The organism is Micromonospora sp. NPDC023644, assembly GCF_040640115.1.
Classification (GTDB): Bacteria; Actinomycetota; Actinomycetes; order Mycobacteriales; family Micromonosporaceae; genus Micromonospora.
This window is the reverse complement of the sequence record NZ_JBFABA010000002.1, coordinates 287,039-303,096: the sequence shown is the minus strand read 5'-3', so window position 1 is coordinate 303,096 and position 16,058 is coordinate 287,039. Positions and strand designations below refer to the sequence as shown.

Here is a 16,058-nt window from a genome sequence, read left to right as displayed (position 1 = left end):
CGGGACGACGGAACCGCTGGTCAGACGGCCCGAACGGCTCGCCGTGCGCCGGGGCGCGGAGCCTCACCCCGGCCCTTGGCCGACACGAGGGGAGGGGTGATGAGCGACCCTGACAAGGCCCGACGCCGACGGCGGCCGCGCGTGCGCGCGGTGGCCGCCGCCGCGGCGTTGACGCTGGTGGCGCCGATGGCGGCCGCCTGCGGTTCCGGCGGGGACGGCGGTACGCCCACGATCAACCTGTACTACCCGCCGGAGCAGAACCTGCAGAAGGTCGTCGACGACTGCAACGCGCAGGCCGGGGGGCGCTACGAGATCGTCTACCGGGTGCTGCCCCGGCAGGCCGACGACCAGCGGGTGCAGCTGGTCCGCCGGCTGGCCGCGCAGGACAGCGGGATGGACGTCCTCGGCCTCGACGTCACCTGGACCCAGGAGTTCGCCAGCGCCGACTGGATCAGGGAGTGGACCGGGCAGGACCGGGCCGAGGTCGAGCAGGGCACCCTCGCCGGCCCGTTGGAGACCGCCCGCTACTCCGACAAGCTCTACGGCGCGCCGAAGAACACCAACGTCCAGCTGCTCTGGTACCGCAAGGACCTGGTGCCGCAGCCGCCGAAGACGTGGGACCAGATGATCTCCACCGCCCAGGAGCTGAAGCAGCAGGGCAAGCCGTACCAGGTGCTCACGATGGGCGCCCAGTACGAGGGGCTCGTCGTCCTCTACAACACCCTCGCCGAGAGCGCCGGCGGCAAGATCCTCAGCGATGACGGCAAGCAGGCCGTGATGGACGCCGGCACCGTGCGGGCGCTGGAGCAGCTCCAGCGCTTCGCCACGTCGGGCGTGACGTCGCCGTCGTTCAGCAACGCCACCGAGGACCCGGTCCGGCTGGAGTTCCAGTCCGGCAACGGCGCGTTCCAGGTCAACTGGCCGTTCGTCTACCCGGCCATGCAGGAGGCCAACCCGGAGCTGGCGAAGCAGGTCGGCTGGGCCCGGATCCCGGGCGTCGACGAGAACACCCCGAGCAAGGTCACCATCGGTGGCATCAACATGGCGGTCAGCGCCTACTCGAAGCACCCCGAGGAGTCCTTCGAGGCGGCCCGGTGCATCCGCAGCGAGAAGAACCAGAAGTTCTCCGCCGTCAAGGACGGGGTGCCGCCGACCATCGAGAAGGTCTACGACGACCCGGAGATGGCCGAGGCGTACCCGATGAAGGACACCATCCTCGAGGAGCTCAAGGAGCCGGCCGTCCGGCCGCTGACCCCGGCGTACCAGAGCATCTCCACCGTCATGTCGGCGATCCTGTCGCCGCCGTCGGCGATCCGGCCCGAGCAGACCGCCGACGAGCTGCGCGACGCCATCGCCGACGCCCTCGAATCGAAGGGGGTCCTGCCGTGAGCGAGCGCACCCGGCGACTCGACGCCGACCGCCCGGAGGTGGCGGCATGAGCGTCAACGCCACGCCGGCGGGCGCCGACGTGGCCGCCGACGAGACGGCGGCCCGGCCCGGCCGGGACGCCAGGGTGCCGGCCCAGCGTGCCGGTCGGGGCGGCAAGGCGCCGCTGAGCGAGAACAAGAAGGCCGAGCGCCGGTTGGGCTGGCTGCTCTGCGCGCCCGCCGCGCTGGTCATGGTGCTGGTGACCGCGTACCCGATCATCTACTCGGTCTGGCTGTCGCTCCAGCGCTACGACCTGCGCTTCCCCGCCGAGCGCGAGTTCGTCGGGCTGGAGAACTACGCCACCGTGCTGACGAACGAGTTCTGGTGGACGGCGTTCGGGGTCACCGCGCTGATCACGGTGGTCACCGTCGCCGTCGAGCTGGTGCTCGGCATGGGACTGGCGCTCATCATGCACCGCACGCTGGTCGGCCGGGGCATCGTGCGCACCGCCGCGCTGATCCCGTACGGCATCGTCACGGTCGTCGCGGCCTTCTCCTGGCGGTACGCGTGGACGCCGGGCACCGGCTACCTGGCCAACCTGTTCAGCGACGGCGCGCCGTTGACCGAGCGGGCCAGCTCGCTGGCGATCATCATGCTGGCCGAGATCTGGAAGACCACGCCGTTCATGGCGCTGCTGCTCATGGCCGGCCTGGCCCTGGTGCCGGAGGACCTGCTCAAGGCGGCCTCCACCGACGGCGCCACCTCCTGGCAGCGGTTCACCAAGGTGATGCTGCCGGTGATGAAGCCGGCGATCCTGGTCGCGCTGCTGTTCCGCACCCTGGACGCGTTCCGGGTGTTCGACAACATCTTCGTGCTGACCGCGGGCGGCAACGAGACCTCGTCGGTGTCGATGCTGGCCTACAACAACCTGATCCGGGGCCTGAACCTCGGCATCGGGTCGACGATGTCGGTGCTGATCTTCCTCACCGTGGCGATCATCGCCTTCGTCTTCGTGAAGCTGTTCGGTACCGCTGCCCCCGGCAGCGACGACGGGGAGAGGCGTTGAGATGGCTGACACCACCACCCGGGCCAAGCTGCGCTGGGGCCTGCTGGACGCCATCGTGGTCGTCTTCGCGCTGGTGCCCGTGCTCTGGATCATGTCGTTGTCGTTCAAGACCCCGGCGACCCTGACCGACGGGAAGTTCATCCCGCAGGAGTGGACGCTGGACAACTACCGGACGATCTTCTCCACCGACCAGTTCCTCCGGGCCCTGGCCAACTCGATCGGCATCGCGTTGATCGCCACCGTGATCGCCGTGGTGCTCGGCGCCATGGCCGCGTACGCGATCTCCCGGCTGGACTTCCCCGGCAAGCGGCTGCTGGTCGGGGTCTCCCTGCTGATCGCGATGTTCCCGCAGGTGTCCCTGGTGTCGCCGCTGTTCGAGATCGAGCGGCAGCTCGGCCTCTTCGACACCTGGCCGGGCCTGATCCTGCCGTACATCACCTTCGCGCTGCCGCTGGCGATCTACACGCTGTCGGCGTTCTTCAAGCAGATCCCGTGGGACCTGGAGAAGGCGGCGAAGATGGACGGCGCGACGCAGGCCCAGGCGTTCCGGCGGGTCATCGCCCCGCTGGCCGCGCCGGGGCTGTTCACCACGGCGATCCTGGTCTTCATCTTCTGCTGGAACGACTTCCTCTTCGCCATCACGCTGACCTCCACCGAGCGGGCCCGCACGGTGCCGGTGGCGCTGTCGTTCTTCACCGGCGAGTCGCAGTTCGAGGACCCCACCGGGGCGATCTGCGCCGCCGCCGTGGTGATCACCGTGCCGATCATCCTGTTCGTCCTCTTCTTCCAGCGCCGCATCGTCTCCGGCCTGACCTCCGGCGCAGTCAAGGGATAGGTGGTACTCATGGCTGACATCGTGCTCGACAAGGTGAGCAAGAAGTTCCCGGACGGGACCGTCGCGGTGGCCGACGTCGACCTGGAGATCGCCGACGGCGAGTTCGTCATCCTGGTCGGCCCGTCCGGCTGCGGGAAGTCCACCACCCTCAACATGATCGCGGGCCTGGAGGACATCAGCTCCGGCGAGCTGCGCATCGGCGGCCAGCGGGTCAACGACAAGGCCCCCCGGGACCGGGACATCGCGATGGTGTTCCAGTCCTACGCCCTCTACCCGAACATGACCGTCCGGGAGAACATGGCGTTCCCGCTGCGGCTGGCGAAGCTGGACAAGGAGACGATCAACCGGAAGGTCGAGGAGGCGGCGAAGGTCCTGGAGCTCTCCGCGCTGCTGGACCGCAAGCCGGCCAACCTCTCCGGCGGCCAGCGCCAGCGGGTCGCGATGGGCCGCGCGATCGTCCGGCAGCCCAAGGCGTTCCTGATGGACGAGCCGCTGTCCAACCTGGACGCCAAGCTGCGGGTGCAGATGCGCACCGTGGTGTCGCGCCTGCAGAAGAAGCTCGGCACCACCACCGTCTACGTGACCCACGACCAGACCGAGGCGATGACCCTCGGCGACCGCGTCGTGATCATGCGGGGCGGCGCGGTGCAGCAGGTCGGCCCGCCGCAGGAGCTGTACGACCACCCCCGCAACCTCTTCGTCGCCGGCTTCATCGGCTCGCCGTCGATGAACTTCCTGCACGCCGCGGTCGAGGACGGCCGGCTGCGTACGGCGCTGGGCGACGTGCCGATCGGCGAGCGGATCCGGCGTGAGCTGGAGAGTGCGGACGCCCCACGCGAGTTGATCCTCGGCATCCGGCCGGAGCACTTCGAGGACGCCGCGCTGATCGACGACGACACCCGCGGCCGGGGCCTGGAGTTCGACGCGCCGGTCGACATCGTCGAGTCCATGGGATCCGACAAGTACGTCTACTTCAGCGTCGAGGGGGAGCGGGCCAGCGCCGCCGAGCTGGAGGAGCTGGCGGCCGACGCGGGCGCCGACTTCAGCGGCGGTGGCGCCAGCCTGGTGACCCGGCTGTCGGCCGAGTCACCGGTCGAGGAGGGCCAGACCCGGCGGGTCTGGTTCAACCTGGAGAAGATCCACCTGTTCGACCCGACCAACGGGCGCAACCTGACCCTGCACGAGGGCCGGGCGGCCGGCGCGCTCGCCGACTGAGGTACGACGGAACGGGCGGGTGGGTCGCACCGACCCACCCGCCCGCTGCCGTCTCAGCGGTCAGCGACGGCGCCGGCTCCGCTCCGGGATGTCGGCGTCGACCCGCTCCCGGCGGATCTGGTCGTCGATGGCCTGCTGCTCGACGACCTCGTCCTTGGCCAGGTGGACCCGCTCGACGGGCACCGTCTCCTTGGCGACCACCGGCCGCTCGGCCCGCAGGGTCATCTCCTGCTCGGCCTCGCCGATGTCGGAGCGCATGCCACGCGCGTCGCCGGCGGCGATGGGCTCCCGCTCCACGTACACCTCGTCGTGCTCGACCGGCACGGTGGTGTGCACGTCCTCGGTGACGACGTACTTGCGCAGCCGTGCCGTACCGGCGGGCTGGCTCTCCGTGCCGACCCGCATCCGCTCCTCGGAGCGGATCAGGTCCTCGCCGGCACCCGGCGCCCGTCCCCGACCGGCGGTCGGCGGGGCCGGCGGGGCCTGCGGCGTCAGGCGGTAGTGGGCGTAGAGCTGCTCGATCTGCGCCGTGTCGAGCGGCTGGTCGGTGCCGGCGTCCACGGCCGGGGCGTCCTTCACGGTGGACTTGTCGTAGTCGACCGCGAGCCCGCTGTCGGTGATCCGGGCCTTCTCCAGCGGAGCCATCGACTCCTTGTGGCCCATCAGACCGGTCTTCACACTGACCCAGGTCGGCTCACCGGCGGCGTCGGCCCAGATCTGGCCCACGCTCCCGATCTTCGACCCCGAGCGGTCCTTGACGTCCTGCCCGTACAGCGAGTTGGCCTGCTGTTCGTTGAGCCTCATGGTCGTCATTCCTCCCTCTCGGTTCACGGCCCGGATACCCGGCCGGCCGGCCCGGATTCGTCGACGACCCGACGGATAGGAGCAGCGCCGGAAAATCGGGAGCCGGGCGAACGAGGCGGGCGGAAGGGGCGAGAGGGGCCGGCGGGACCGGTGGGGCCGCTGGGACGACGCGCTGGCCGGTGGGGCCGCCCGGATCCCCCGCGGCCCGCCGGTCAGCCGGCCCAGTCGACCCGGGGCGGCAGGCCCAGGAAATCGGCGTAACGGTCCAGCGCGCCCGCCACGCGGGCCCGGGTGCGCTCGTCGAGGGGCGCCAGCGGGAACACCGTGACCGTCACCCGGGTCCTGCCGACCACGCGCTTCCAGGTGCCCACGACCCGCCCGTCGCGCACGACCGTGGCCTGGAAGACGCCGTTGCGGCCCGGCACGATCGCGTCGGCGTGGTCGGGATCCAGCATCAGCGAGCGGTCCTTGAAGCCCAGCAGGTACTCGTCGAAGCCGGGCAGGACCAGCAGGTCGTCGACCGGCTCGCGGGGCGCGTCCAGCAGGGCCGCGTCGACGAGCGCCTCCTGCCCGTCGACGCGCACCGCCGTGAGGGCGTCGCCGGCCGCCGCGAAGCCCCGGCGCGCGTTGGTGAGGGTGAGCCCCGTCCAGCCGGCGAACTCCCGGGCGGTGACCGGCCCGTGGGAGCGCACGTAGCGGTGGGCGAGGATCGCGAGGGCCTCGTCGCGCTCCGGCCGGTGCGGGTCGGGCACCCACTCGTCGAGCAGGGCGAAGGTCTGCTTGGTGCCCACGTCGGGCGCGAGGCAGGTGACGCCGCGGACGCTGGCGTACCAGAGCAGGTGGTAGCCGCGCTGGTCGCCGGTGTCGATGCCGGCGGCCTGGAGCGCGGCCAGGCACCGCGCCCGGGTGAGCCGGCCGCCGCCGGCCAGCGCGGCGCCGAGCACGTCGAGCGCGCGGTCCGCGTCGGCCTCGGTCAGCCCGAGCTGCGCGCGGCGGGTGGCGCCGCCGGCCAGCGAGCGTACGCCGGTCAGCTCCAGCATCCAGCGGGCGTCGCGGGGCGGCACGAGGTGCACGGTGCCCCGCATCGGCCAGGTGCGCAGCGCCTCCCGGCGTTCCAGCGCGGCGTGCACGTCGGCGTGGCCGAGCGCGGGCAGCCGCGCCCCGAGCGACCACATGCCGCTGGCCAGGTCCTGCGCCTGCATGGCCCCGAACCACTCCACCACGCCGGCCACCCCGCCCGGGCGCACCGTGGGGTGCGGGCGGAGCAGCAGGCTGGTCATCCGCAGCGCGAGCGCCTTGCGTCGGCCGAGGTCCACCGTCATCGGGTTCCCTTCACAAAGAGGTCGGCGCCAGCCTAGGACCGTCTACCGACCCGTCGACGCGCATAGGGGCGGCCACAGTGGGAAAGCGCCCGGCCGAGATACGCGCAACGGTGCGCGTGGAGGGAGCAACATGACTGCGTCCAGTGAGCCGTCCCGGCGCGGCGCTGTACCGCTGCATCCCGGCGAGGGTCGGGCCGGCACATCTGCCAAGACCAGCGCCGCCGCCGCCTTCGCCCTGGTCTTCGGGGTGGCCGCGCTGATCAGCGTGCTGACCGTGATCCTGTCCTGGATCGGCCTGCTGCTCGGCATCATCGGCGTGATCCTGGGCATCGTCGGGCTCAAGATGGCCGGCCGACCCGGGGTGACCGGCCGGGGCGTGGCGATGGGCGGCCTGGTGCTCAGCGCCCTGGCGGTGCTGATCGGGCTCGCCTTCGCCGCCGGGATCACCACCTTCCTCAACGACGAGGGCGGCGTGAACCGGATCCAGCAGGAGGTCGACGACCTGCGCGACCGCCTCGACAACTGACCCGGCGCCCACTGCCGCCGGCCGGGTCGCCCGGCCCGGGCCGCGCGCGCCCGACTAGGGTGGGCCCGTGCTCCGAGAGGTCTGCGGGATCCGGTACGTCACCCCGCTGCGCGAGGGCGGCTCGCTGCCCGGCGTGGTGGAGGCCGACGACCTCGGCACGTACGTGGCGAAGTTCCGGGGCGCGGGGCAGGGCCCCAAGGCGCTGGTCGCCGAGGTGATCTGCGGCGAGTTGGCCCGTCGGCTGGGCCTGGCGGTGCCGCCCCTGGTGGTGCTCGGGATCGACCCGGTGATCGGGCGGGCCGAGCCCGACCAGGAGGTGCAGGAGCTGCTGCGCAACAGCGGCGGCGCCAACCTGGGCATGGACTTCCTGCCCGGGGCGCTGGGCTACGACCCGGTCGCGCACCCCGTCGAGCCGGCGCTCGCCTCCCGGGTGCTCTGGTTCGACGCCTACGTGGAGAACGTCGACCGCAGCTGGCGCAACCCGAACCTGCTCGTCTGGCACCGCGAGCTCTGGCTGATCGACCACGGCGCCTGCCTGTACTTCCACCACAACTGGCCCCGCGCCCAGGCGGCGGTGCACCGGCCGTACCGGGCCGACGACCACGTGCTGGCGTCATACGCGACCCGGGTGGCCGAGGCGGATGCCGAGTTGGCCCCGCGGGTGACCCGGGACCTGCTGGGCGAGGTGCTGGCGCTGGTGCCCGACGGTTGGCTGGCCGGCGCCGACTTCGACTCCGCCGACGCGGCCCGCGCGGCGTACGTGGACCATCTGGCCCGCCGGGTCGCGCGTACCGCCGACTGGCTGCCGCAGGGGGGCGCGGCGTGAGGGAACCCTTCGAGTACGCCGTCGTCCGGCTGGTGCCCCGGGTGGAACGGGGCGAACAGGTCAACGTCGGCGTGCTGCTCTACTGCCAGCGGCGGGACTTCCTCGGCGTGCGTACCCATCTGGACGCCGGCCGGGTGCGGGCGCTGGCCCCGGAGGTCGACCTGGCCGCGGTGGCCGCCGTGCTGGATTCCTGGGACCGGACCTGCGCCGGCGACGGCCCGTCGGGCGGGATGCGGCTGGGGGAGCGGTTCCGCTGGTTGGCCGCCCCACGCAGCACGATGATCCAGACCGGGCCGGTGCACACCGGGCTGACCGCCGATCCGCCGGCCGAGCTGGAGCGGCTGATGGACGCGCTGGTGCGCTGAGCCCTTGATCGCGCTTCGCCGGCGACGCTGCCGGCCAAGCGCGATCCCCCGTTCAGGGTGACCGGTGCCGGTCGGCTGCCGGTCCGCCGGCACCGGTGCGACCAGCATCGCCGGCCGGCGGTCGCACCGGCCACGGAACGCATCGAAACTTGCGGACATCTTGAGCTACCGCCTGTGGTGCAGCTCTGACTCCCTGTCCCCGGCATCGCCCGCAGCGGGCGGTCCCGGGCGCGCAGTCCCCGGGTGACCGTTTGACGGCCCAATCGTCGGGTAGTCGCCGGAGCTGGACCGACATGAGGAGGGAACACCCGATGGCTGCCCAGACCAAGGTCGCGGTGATCTACTACAGCGCCACCGGCATCACCTACCAGATGGCGCAGGCGGCGTGCGAGGCCGCCGGCGAGGCGGGTGCCGAGGTGCGGCTGCGCAAGGTGCACGAGCTGGCGCCGGACGAGGCGATCCGCTCCAACTCCGGCTGGGCGGCGCACCACCTGGAGACCCAGGACGTGCCCGAGGCGCAGCTGGACGACCTGTCCTGGGCCGACGTGGTGGTCTTCGGGACCCCCACCCGGTACGGCGTGATGGCCGCCCAGCTCAAGCAGTTCATGGACACCACCGGGCCGCTGTGGTCGCAGGGCGCGTTGGCGAACAAGGTCTATTCCGCGTTCTGCTCGACGGCCACCTCCCACGGCGGGCAGGAGGCGACCCTGCTGTCGATGTTCAACGTGTTCTACCACTGGGGCGGGGTGGTGGTGACCCCCGGCTACACCGACCCGAGCCAGTTCGTCGCCGGCAACCCCTACGGCGCCTCGCACACCAGCAACAACGGCGAGACGGCGCCGGACCACGTCGCGCTCGGCGCCACCGCGTTGACCGTCAAGCGGGCCGTGCAGATCGGTGCGGCGCTCAAGGCGGGCCTGGCGGGCTGAGCCGCCGCCATCCGGCTGACGTGGCGCCACCGGCGGGGCCACGCGACCGGCGGTCCGGGCGGGGGCTCTCGACCCGTCCGGACCGCCGGTCGCAGCACCCCTACCCCCGATCGGGTCGACTATGCACGCTCGGTCGCCCCCGACACCCTCCCGGCCGCCGTCGACGGGTCCGCGCCGGACGCCGGCAGCAGACCGCACAGCAGCTCGGCGAGGACGGCCACGCCGTCGGCGCTGAGCACCGACTCCGGGTGGAACTGCACCCCCGCGAAGCCCCGCCCGCGCAGCGCGTGCACCGCGCCGTCCGCCGCGTCCCGGGCCAGCTCCACCGGGCCGTACGGGGTGGTCAGCCGGTCGGCCTCCGCGCGCGCCGTGAAGGTGGAGTAGAAGCCGACCCGGCGGCGCGTGCCGAAGACGTCCACCTCCCGCTGGAGCCCCTGGTAGGGCGCGTCCCGGCGGTGCGGCGCCAGCCCGAGCAGGCCGGCGAGCAACTGGTGGCCCAGGCAGACGGCCAGGGTCGGCCGGCCCTCGGCGAGCAGGCCGGCGAGCAGCGCGCGCATCGTCCGCATCTTCGGCTCGGTGGCGCTGCCCGGGTCGCCCGGACCGGGGCCGACCACCACCAGGTCGTGGGCGTCCACCGGACCGGCGGCGTGCCACGGCCGCAGCGTCACGGCCAGGCCGAGCGCGCCCAGCTGATGGGCCAGCATGCCGGTGAAGGTGTCCTCGCCGTCGACGATCAGCGCCCGCCGGCCGGTCAGCCCGGGCAGGCCGCCGGCTTCCGGCGAGCGCTGGTCGAGCCAGAACCGGGCCAGCGGTGCGTTGCGCGCGGCCAGCGCGGCCCGGACCTCCGGGTCGTCGGCGAGGCGTACGGCGGGCTGCGGGCCGCCTGTGGGCGCCTGCGGGCCCAGGCCCAGCGCGGCCAGCACACCGGCGGCCTTGGCGTGCGTCTCGGCCACCTCGCCCTCGGCCGTCGAGTGCCGCACCAGGGTGGCCCCGACCGGCACCCGCAGCTCGCCGCCGGGTGAGATCTCGGCGGTCCGGATCAGGATCGGCGCGTCCAGGGTCTGCCGGCCGGCGTCGTCGCGCCCCAGCAGCGCCAGCACCCCGGCGTAGTAGCGCCGCCCGGTGCGCTCGTGCCGGGCGATGACCCGGCAGGCGTTCTCCATCGGACTGCCGGTGACGGTCGGCGCGAACATGGTCTCCCGCAGCACCTCCCGCACGTCCTTCGTGCCCCGGCCGGCGAGCAGGTACTCCGTGTGGGCCAGGTGGGACATCTCCTTGAGGTACGGCCCGACCACCTGGCCGCCGTGCTCGGCGACCGTGGCCATCATCTTCAGCTCCTCGTCGAGCACCATGTACAGCTCCTCGACCTCCTTGGGGTCGGCGAGGAAGCGCAGCAGCGCGGCCCGGTCGGCGTCCGCGCCGGTGTGCCGGAAGGTGCCGCTGATCGGGTTCATCATGACCAGGCCGTCGTCGACGCTGACGTGCCGCTCCGGGCTGGCCCCGACCAGGATCCGGGCGCCGGTGTGCACGAGGAACGTCCAGTACGCCCCGCGCTCGGCCCGCAGCAGCCGACGCAGCGCGGCGAGCGCGGCGACCAGCGGCGGGCCCTGCACGGTGGCGCGCAGACAGCGGTGGATGACGAAGTTGGCGCCCTCGCCGCGCCCGATCTCCTCGGCGAGCACCCGGCCGACGGTGGCGGCGTACTCGTCGTCGCTGACGTCGAAACCGGCGTCGGCGGTGCGCACCGGCACGTCGGGCAGCGCGGCGAGCGCCTCGGCCAGCTCGATCCGCTCGTGCCGGGCGATCTCGAGGAACTCCAGCGGGACGCCGTCGTCGACGCAGTCGAAGCCCCGCTCGGTGACCTGCCGGTAGGGCACCAGCGCCAGGGTGCGGGGGCCGGGCGGCCCGTCGGGCAGCGGGAGGTCGGCGAGCCGGTCCGCCGCGCGTACCGTGCCGGTGAACAGCTCCAGGTGGGCGGCGCCCTCGCGGCGGACGAGCGCGAACGGGCCGGGGTCGCCGCCGCCGGCGACGGCGGCGAGCAGCTCGGTCAGGTGGGTCACGGGGTCTCCTCGGGCCGGGCGGCGCCCGGCGGGGCGACCGGGAGGGCCGGGGAGAGACCGGCGGCCGCCTCGTCGGGCGGCCGCGTGGGAAGCTACGCGCGGGGGATGGCCGCCGGGTCGGCGGGCCACCAGCAGGACAGGTGCGCGAGCATGTCGTCACCCTACGACCCCGCGCGGGCCCCGGAAAGCCGATCGGGCGTACGGCCCACCCGCTGGGACGCCGGAGCGCCGCACAGCGGGTAACTTGACCCGCGATGAACATTCTCGCGCTCGACCTGGGCACCTCCTCGGTACGCGGACTCGTGCTGGACACGGACGCCCGTCCGCTGCCCGGCGCGCTGGCCCGGCGCAGGGTGAGCCTCGTCGTGCAGGACGACGGCACCGGCACGCTGGACGGCCCCGGCTACCTGGCCTGCCTGGCGGCGTGCCTGGACGAGCTGGCCGAAGCCGGGCACCTGCGCGACGTGTCGCTGGTGGCGACGTCCGCGCAGTGGCACTCGGTGCTCCCGCTCGGTGCCGACGGCGCGCCCCTCGGGCCGGTGCTGACCTGGTTGGACACCCGCCCCGAGGCGCCCGCCGGGGCGGTCGGCCCCGCCGACCCGGTGGACTTCCACCGGCGCACCGGCACGTGGTGGCACCGCTGCTACTGGTCGATCCGGCTGCCCTGGTTGCGCGAGCACACCGGCGGGCGGATCGCCCGCTTCGCGGGCCTGGCCGAGTACGCGCTGGGCGAGCTGCTCGACTCGGCGCCCATGTCGATCTCCCAGGCCTCCGGCACGGGCCTGCTGGACCTGCGGACGCTGGACTGGGACGCCGAGGCGTGCGCGCTGGCCGGCAGCCGCGCCGACGAGCTGCCCGAGCTGGCGCCGAACGGATGGCGGGGCCGGCTGCGGCCGGCGTACGCGCGGCGCTGGCCGCAGCTCGCCGACGTGCCCTGGGCCGGTCCGGTGGGCGACGGCGCGGCGTCGAACGTCGGCTCGGGCTGCGTCGAGCCGGGTCGGGCCGCGGTGACGGTCGGCACGTCGGCGGCGGTCCGGCTGGTGCAGCGCGTCCCGGCGGGGCAGGTGATGCCGCCGCTGCCCGCGGAGCTCTGGCGCTACCGGGTCGACCACGACCACGTGGTGACCGGCGCCGCGTACTCCTCCGGCGGCAACCTCTTCGCCTGGGCCGACCGGGAGCTGCGGCTGCCCGGGGGCAGCGAGCTGGAGGTCGCCCTGGCCCGGGTGCCGCACGAGGGCGGCCTGCCGGTGAACGTCCGCTTCGGCGGGGACCGGCCGCCCGGGATGGCCCCGGCCGGCTCGGGCGCGCTGAGTGGCCTGAGCTTCGGCACCAGCGCGGTGGAGATCCTGGCCGGGTTGATGCGGGGCCTGTGCGACCTCGTCGCCGACGACCTCGTCGTGCTGGAGTCCACCGTCGACGAGTCGGTCGAGGTGGTGCTCGGCGGGGGCGCGATGGCCGCCTCCCGCTGGTGGCGTACGACGTTCGCCGCGACGCTCGCGCCCCGGCCGGTGTGGTTCGGGAGCAACCCGGAGGTCGGGGCGAGCGGCGCGGCGCTGGTGGCCCTGGGCCGCGTCGGTGACGCCTCCCGGCTCGCCGCCATCGTCCGGACGGACGAGACCGCCTCACCCTCCTGATTGGCACCTCAGCCCGCCCCGTTGACACGGCTCGCGGGCCTGGTTGGATGGACTCCGCTCCCCGGCTCGCGGCGGACGCGGGACTGGGAGGGGGTAGGTGTGGCAGGTCCGGAACCGTCCGACGACGGGGTGTCGCAGCACCGCCGGCGCCGGTTCGACGTCCGGGTCGTGCCGCACCGCCGCCGTTCCCCGTTTCGGCTGCGGGACTGGCGGATGCGCACCAAGCTCGTCACCGTGCTGGTCATTCCGTCGGTCGCGTTCCTGGTGCTGGCCGGCGTGCAGACCCACACCCTGGTCGGCCGGACGACCGCGCTGGGCGACTTCGCCCGGCAGGTGGGCATCGGCCGGGAGATCGTCGCGCTGGTGCACCAGCTCCAGCAGGAACGCGACCGGGCCGCCGGTGAGCTGGGCGAGCTGCGCCGCGGCGGCGCGGGCGGCGACCGGGACGCGGCGGTCATGGTGCTGAAGCCGTTGCAGGGCGCCACCGACCAGGCGCTGCGCGACCTGCGCCGGGCCGCCGAGCCGCTGGCCGACGCCGACGCGTCCTGGCGGGTCGCCTATTCGGAGGTGCTGGAGGCCTACGACCAGGTCGCCTACATCCGGGCCGCGATCCCCCCGGCGGTGCTAGGCAGCGACACCATCCTGAGCAACTACCACCGGGCCGTCGACGCGCTGCTCCGCCTCCTCGCCGAGCCCTCGCCTGGCGAGGACCGGCCCGCCCTCAGCGACGCGGTGCTGCGCTACGTGCAGCTCGCCCGGGTCAAGGAGCTCTCCTCGCGGGTCCGGGCCCAGCTCTACGAGGCCGCCCGCGCCGGCCGGTACGGCGTGGAGGACCAGGTGGTCCTGACCGACCTGCGCGCCCAGCAGCTGACCGCGCTGGGCGCGTTCCGGGTCGTCGCCACCGCCGAGCAGGTCCGTCGCTACGACGAGACCTCGGTGGACCAGGCCTTCCAGGCGGCCACCCGGCTGGAGGAGCAGAGCCTGCCGACCGGCGTCGCCGCGCCGACCGTGCTGCCGGCCCCACAGTGGTGGGCGGCCGGCGAGCAGCGCCAGGAGCTGCTGCGCCGGATCGAGGCGTCGGTGCTCGACGACGCCGTACGGCAGGCCGACGAGGCGAGCGCGACGCAGCTGCGGAGCACGCTGCTGGTCGTCGGCAGCATCCTCACGGTGCTGCTGGTCGCCCTGCTCATCTCCGTCCTCGTCGGCCGCTCCATCGCCCGGTCGATGCGGCTGCTGCGCGGCCAGGCGCTGCGCATCGCCCAGCTGGAGCTGCCGGACGCCCTCGACCGGCTGCGTACGGTGACCGGGGGCGTACCCGCGATCGAGGTCGCGCCGGCGGTGGTCCGTTCGCTCGACGAGATCGGCGAGCTGGCGGAGGCGTTCGTGGCGGTGCACCGCAGCGCGGTCAACGTCGCCGTCGAACAGGCGACCACCCGGCGCAACGTCAACGCGATGTTCGTCAACCTCGCCCGGCGCAGCCAGGTGCTCGTGGAGCGCCAGTTGGAGCTGCTCGACGACCTGGAGCGCGAGGAGAGCGACCCGGACCAACTGGAGAACCTCTTCAAGCTCGACCACCTGGCCGCCCGCATGCGACGCAACGACGACAGCCTGCTGGTGCTCGCCGGCAGCGAGTCGACCCGCCGGTGGAACCGGCCGGTGGGGCTCGGCGCGATGCTGCTCGCCGCCAGCGCCGAGATCGAGCAGTACCAGCGGGTGCGGCACGGGGCCGTCGCCGACCTGCACGTCGTCGGCCACGCCGTCGGTGAGCTGGTCCACGTCCTCGCCGAGCTGCTGGAGAACGCGACCTCCTTCTCCCGTCCGGACACGGTCGTGGCGGTCACCGCCCGGGCCGAGGGCGCCGGCGCGGTCATCGAGATCAGCGACCAGGGGCTCGGCATGAGCCCGGCCGCCCTGGCCGAGGCGAACGCCGTCCTCGCCACCCCGCCGGCCGCCGACGTGGCGGCGGTCGAGCGGATGGGCCTCTTCGTGGTCAGCCACCTGGCCGCCCGGCTCGGCGTCGAGGTGCGCCTGGACGGCGGCGAGGACGGCCTCGTCGCCCGGGTGCGGCTGCCCGGCGACCTGCTGGCGGAGGCGCCCGCCCCGACCCGGATGCTGACCGCCTCGGCGGGCGGCGCGGCCTGGGACGGCGGGCCGCCACCCGGCGAGCTGCCGGTGGCCGGGCGGCCGCCGGTGTGGGGCGGCGGACGGCCGGCGCGCGAGCTGCCGGCGGCCGGACGCTCCGACCTCCCGCCCCGGCAGGCCCGGTCGGTCCCGGTCCGGGCCGAGGACGTGCTCGCCCCGGCCCGGCCGCCCGCGTCGACCGGTGGGGGCTGGTGGTCGCGGCAGGGGCCGGCGCCCGGTCCGGCGCCGCAGACCTCGCCCACGCCGCCGGCCGTCCCGGTCACCGGCGGGACCAACGAACGCGGCCTGCCCGTCCGGGTGCCCATGGCGCAGCTCTCCACCGTCACCCGGCCGGGGCGGCCGGAGCAGCCGGCGGTGCGCCACGACCCGGACCCGGAGGCGGTCGGGGGAATGCTGTCCCGGCTCTACAGCGGGGTACGGCGGGCCGAGGCCGAGGACACCACGGAGATTTCCACGCCGCCGGGCGGCGTACGCACCGAAGGGGGACAGCGATGACGACGTTGAGCCGGGAGGCCCGCGACCTGAGCTGGCTGGTCAGCGGGTTCGCGGAGCGGGTGCCGGGGGTGGTGCACGCCATCGTGGTCTCCTCCGACGGCCTGCTGGTCGCGATCTCCGACCACCTGCCCCGGGACCACGCCGACAAGCTCGCGGCGGTGACCTCGGGGCTGATGAGCATCACCGCGGGCGCGGCGCAGATGTTCGACGGGGACATCGTCAAGCAGACGGTCGTCGAGATGGGGCGCGGCTACTTCCTGGTCATGCAGGTGCGCGACGGGTCCATCCTGGCCACGCTGGCCGGCTCGGACGCCGACATCGGTGTGGTCGGCTACGAGATGGCGCGGCTGGCCAAGCAGGCGGGGGACATGCTCACCCCGGCGCTGCGGGCGGAGCTCCAGCAGGCCCTGCCCCGCTGACCGGACCGGCGCGCCGGCACCGTCCACCCCGTCGGCGGGGTGGACGGTGCCG

General features: G+C 73.9%; 14 protein-coding genes. 11 read left to right on the top strand and 3 right to left on the bottom strand.

Features of this window, described 5'->3' with window-relative positions:
• Positions 1–99 precede the first annotated feature (99 nt).
• Genes AB0G08_RS02730 through ugpC form a run of 4 tightly spaced genes read left to right on the top strand, consistent with a single transcriptional unit; the run spans position 100 to position 4,484 of the window.
• Positions 100–1,389: an ABC transporter substrate-binding protein gene (locus AB0G08_RS02730; protein WP_358082120.1), complete on the top strand. Its 1,290-nt coding sequence runs from the start codon at positions 100–102 to the stop codon at positions 1,387–1,389.
• 46 nt (positions 1,390–1,435) lie between these two features.
• On the top strand, positions 1,436–2,434 hold the full coding sequence (locus AB0G08_RS02725; protein ID WP_358082117.1) for a sugar ABC transporter permease: 999 nt from the start codon (positions 1,436–1,438) through the stop codon (positions 2,432–2,434).
• Between the two features lies 1 nt (position 2,435).
• On the top strand, positions 2,436–3,269 hold the full coding sequence (locus AB0G08_RS02720) for a carbohydrate ABC transporter permease (protein ID WP_358082114.1): 834 nt from the start codon (positions 2,436–2,438) through the stop codon (positions 3,267–3,269).
• A gap of 9 nt (positions 3,270–3,278) precedes the next feature.
• Positions 3,279–4,484 (top strand): sn-glycerol-3-phosphate ABC transporter ATP-binding protein UgpC, encoded by a 1,206-nt coding sequence (gene ugpC / locus AB0G08_RS02715; protein ID WP_358082111.1) that lies wholly within the window; start codon positions 3,279–3,281, stop codon positions 4,482–4,484.
• Positions 4,485–4,544: 60 nt separating this feature from the next.
• On the opposite strand, the gene AB0G08_RS02710 is transcribed toward ugpC, so the two are convergent.
• Together AB0G08_RS02710 and AB0G08_RS02705 are read right to left on the bottom strand one after the other, a co-directional pair.
• A complete protein-coding gene (locus AB0G08_RS02710; RefSeq protein WP_358082108.1) occupies positions 4,545–5,288 on the bottom strand; it encodes a YsnF/AvaK domain-containing protein in 744 nt (247 codons plus the stop codon).
• A gap of 212 nt (positions 5,289–5,500) precedes the next feature.
• Positions 5,501–6,610, bottom strand: coding sequence for a winged helix DNA-binding domain-containing protein (locus AB0G08_RS02705; RefSeq protein WP_358082105.1), 1,110 nt, complete (start codon positions 6,608–6,610; stop codon positions 5,501–5,503).
• Positions 6,611–6,740: 130 nt separating this feature from the next.
• Here AB0G08_RS02705 and AB0G08_RS02700 point away from each other — a divergent pair, with 130 nt between their 5' ends.
• The 4 genes from AB0G08_RS02700 to wrbA all read left to right on the top strand — a co-directional run bounded on the left by AB0G08_RS02700 (position 6,741) and on the right by wrbA (position 9,256).
• Positions 6,741–7,136 (top strand): DUF4190 domain-containing protein, encoded by a 396-nt coding sequence (locus tag AB0G08_RS02700; RefSeq protein WP_358082102.1) that lies wholly within the window; start codon positions 6,741–6,743, stop codon positions 7,134–7,136.
• A 67-nt stretch (positions 7,137–7,203) separates the two neighbouring features.
• On the top strand, positions 7,204–7,962 hold the full coding sequence (locus tag AB0G08_RS02695; protein ID WP_358082100.1) for a HipA family kinase: 759 nt from the start codon (positions 7,204–7,206) through the stop codon (positions 7,960–7,962).
• Positions 7,959–8,327 (top strand): DUF3037 domain-containing protein, encoded by a 369-nt coding sequence (locus tag AB0G08_RS02690; protein WP_357874395.1) that lies wholly within the window; start codon positions 7,959–7,961, stop codon positions 8,325–8,327. The genes AB0G08_RS02695 and AB0G08_RS02690 overlap by 4 nt, the downstream gene beginning before the upstream one ends.
• A gap of 311 nt (positions 8,328–8,638) precedes the next feature.
• Positions 8,639–9,256 carry an NAD(P)H:quinone oxidoreductase gene (gene wrbA, locus AB0G08_RS02685; RefSeq protein ID WP_358082097.1) on the top strand — a complete coding sequence of 206 codons (618 nt, stop codon included), beginning with the start codon at positions 8,639–8,641 and terminating at the stop codon, positions 9,254–9,256.
• Between the two features lie 119 nt (positions 9,257–9,375).
• Here the strand turns inward: wrbA and AB0G08_RS02680 are convergent, their stop codons facing one another.
• Positions 9,376–11,316, bottom strand: a complete 1,941-nt coding sequence (locus AB0G08_RS02680; protein WP_358082094.1) for a chorismate-binding protein — start codon at positions 11,314–11,316, stop codon at positions 9,376–9,378.
• Positions 11,317–11,570: 254 nt separating this feature from the next.
• On the opposite strand from AB0G08_RS02680, the gene AB0G08_RS02675 reads away from it, so the two are divergent.
• The 3 genes from AB0G08_RS02675 (at position 11,571) to AB0G08_RS02665 (ending at position 16,006) form a co-directional block, all read left to right on the top strand.
• Positions 11,571–12,950 carry an FGGY family carbohydrate kinase gene (locus tag AB0G08_RS02675; RefSeq protein ID WP_358082091.1) on the top strand — a complete coding sequence of 460 codons (1,380 nt, stop codon included), beginning with the start codon at positions 11,571–11,573 and terminating at the stop codon, positions 12,948–12,950.
• Positions 12,951–13,049: 99 nt separating this feature from the next.
• On the top strand, positions 13,050–15,587 hold the full coding sequence (locus AB0G08_RS02670; protein ID WP_358082089.1) for a nitrate- and nitrite sensing domain-containing protein: 2,538 nt from the start codon (positions 13,050–13,052) through the stop codon (positions 15,585–15,587).
• Between the two features lie 5 nt (positions 15,588–15,592).
• Positions 15,593–16,006, top strand: a complete 414-nt coding sequence (locus tag AB0G08_RS02665) for a roadblock/LC7 domain-containing protein (protein ID WP_357874472.1) — start codon at positions 15,593–15,595, stop codon at positions 16,004–16,006.
• Positions 16,007–16,058: the final 52 nt, after the last annotated feature.

Excerpts from the sequence above, each read along its gene's own strand:
- AB0G08_RS02730 (WP_358082120.1), top strand. The coding sequence starts at position 100 with ATGAGCGACCCTGACAAGGCCCGACGCCGACGGCGGCCGCGCGTGCGC.
- AB0G08_RS02725 (WP_358082117.1), top strand. The coding sequence starts at position 1,436 with ATGAGCGTCAACGCCACGCCGGCGGGCGCCGACGTGGCCGCCGACGAG.
- AB0G08_RS02720 (WP_358082114.1), top strand. The coding sequence starts at position 2,436 with ATGGCTGACACCACCACCCGGGCCAAGCTGCGCTGGGGCCTGCTGGAC.
- ugpC (WP_358082111.1), top strand. The coding sequence starts at position 3,279 with ATGGCTGACATCGTGCTCGACAAGGTGAGCAAGAAGTTCCCGGACGGG.
- AB0G08_RS02710 (WP_358082108.1), bottom strand. The coding sequence starts at position 5,288 with ATGAGGCTCAACGAACAGCAGGCCAACTCGCTGTACGGGCAGGACGTC.
- AB0G08_RS02705 (WP_358082105.1), bottom strand. The coding sequence starts at position 6,610 with ATGACGGTGGACCTCGGCCGACGCAAGGCGCTCGCGCTGCGGATGACC.
- AB0G08_RS02700 (WP_358082102.1), top strand. The coding sequence starts at position 6,741 with ATGACTGCGTCCAGTGAGCCGTCCCGGCGCGGCGCTGTACCGCTGCAT.
- wrbA (WP_358082097.1), top strand. The coding sequence starts at position 8,639 with ATGGCTGCCCAGACCAAGGTCGCGGTGATCTACTACAGCGCCACCGGC.
- AB0G08_RS02675 (WP_358082091.1), top strand. The coding sequence starts at position 11,571 with ATGAACATTCTCGCGCTCGACCTGGGCACCTCCTCGGTACGCGGACTC.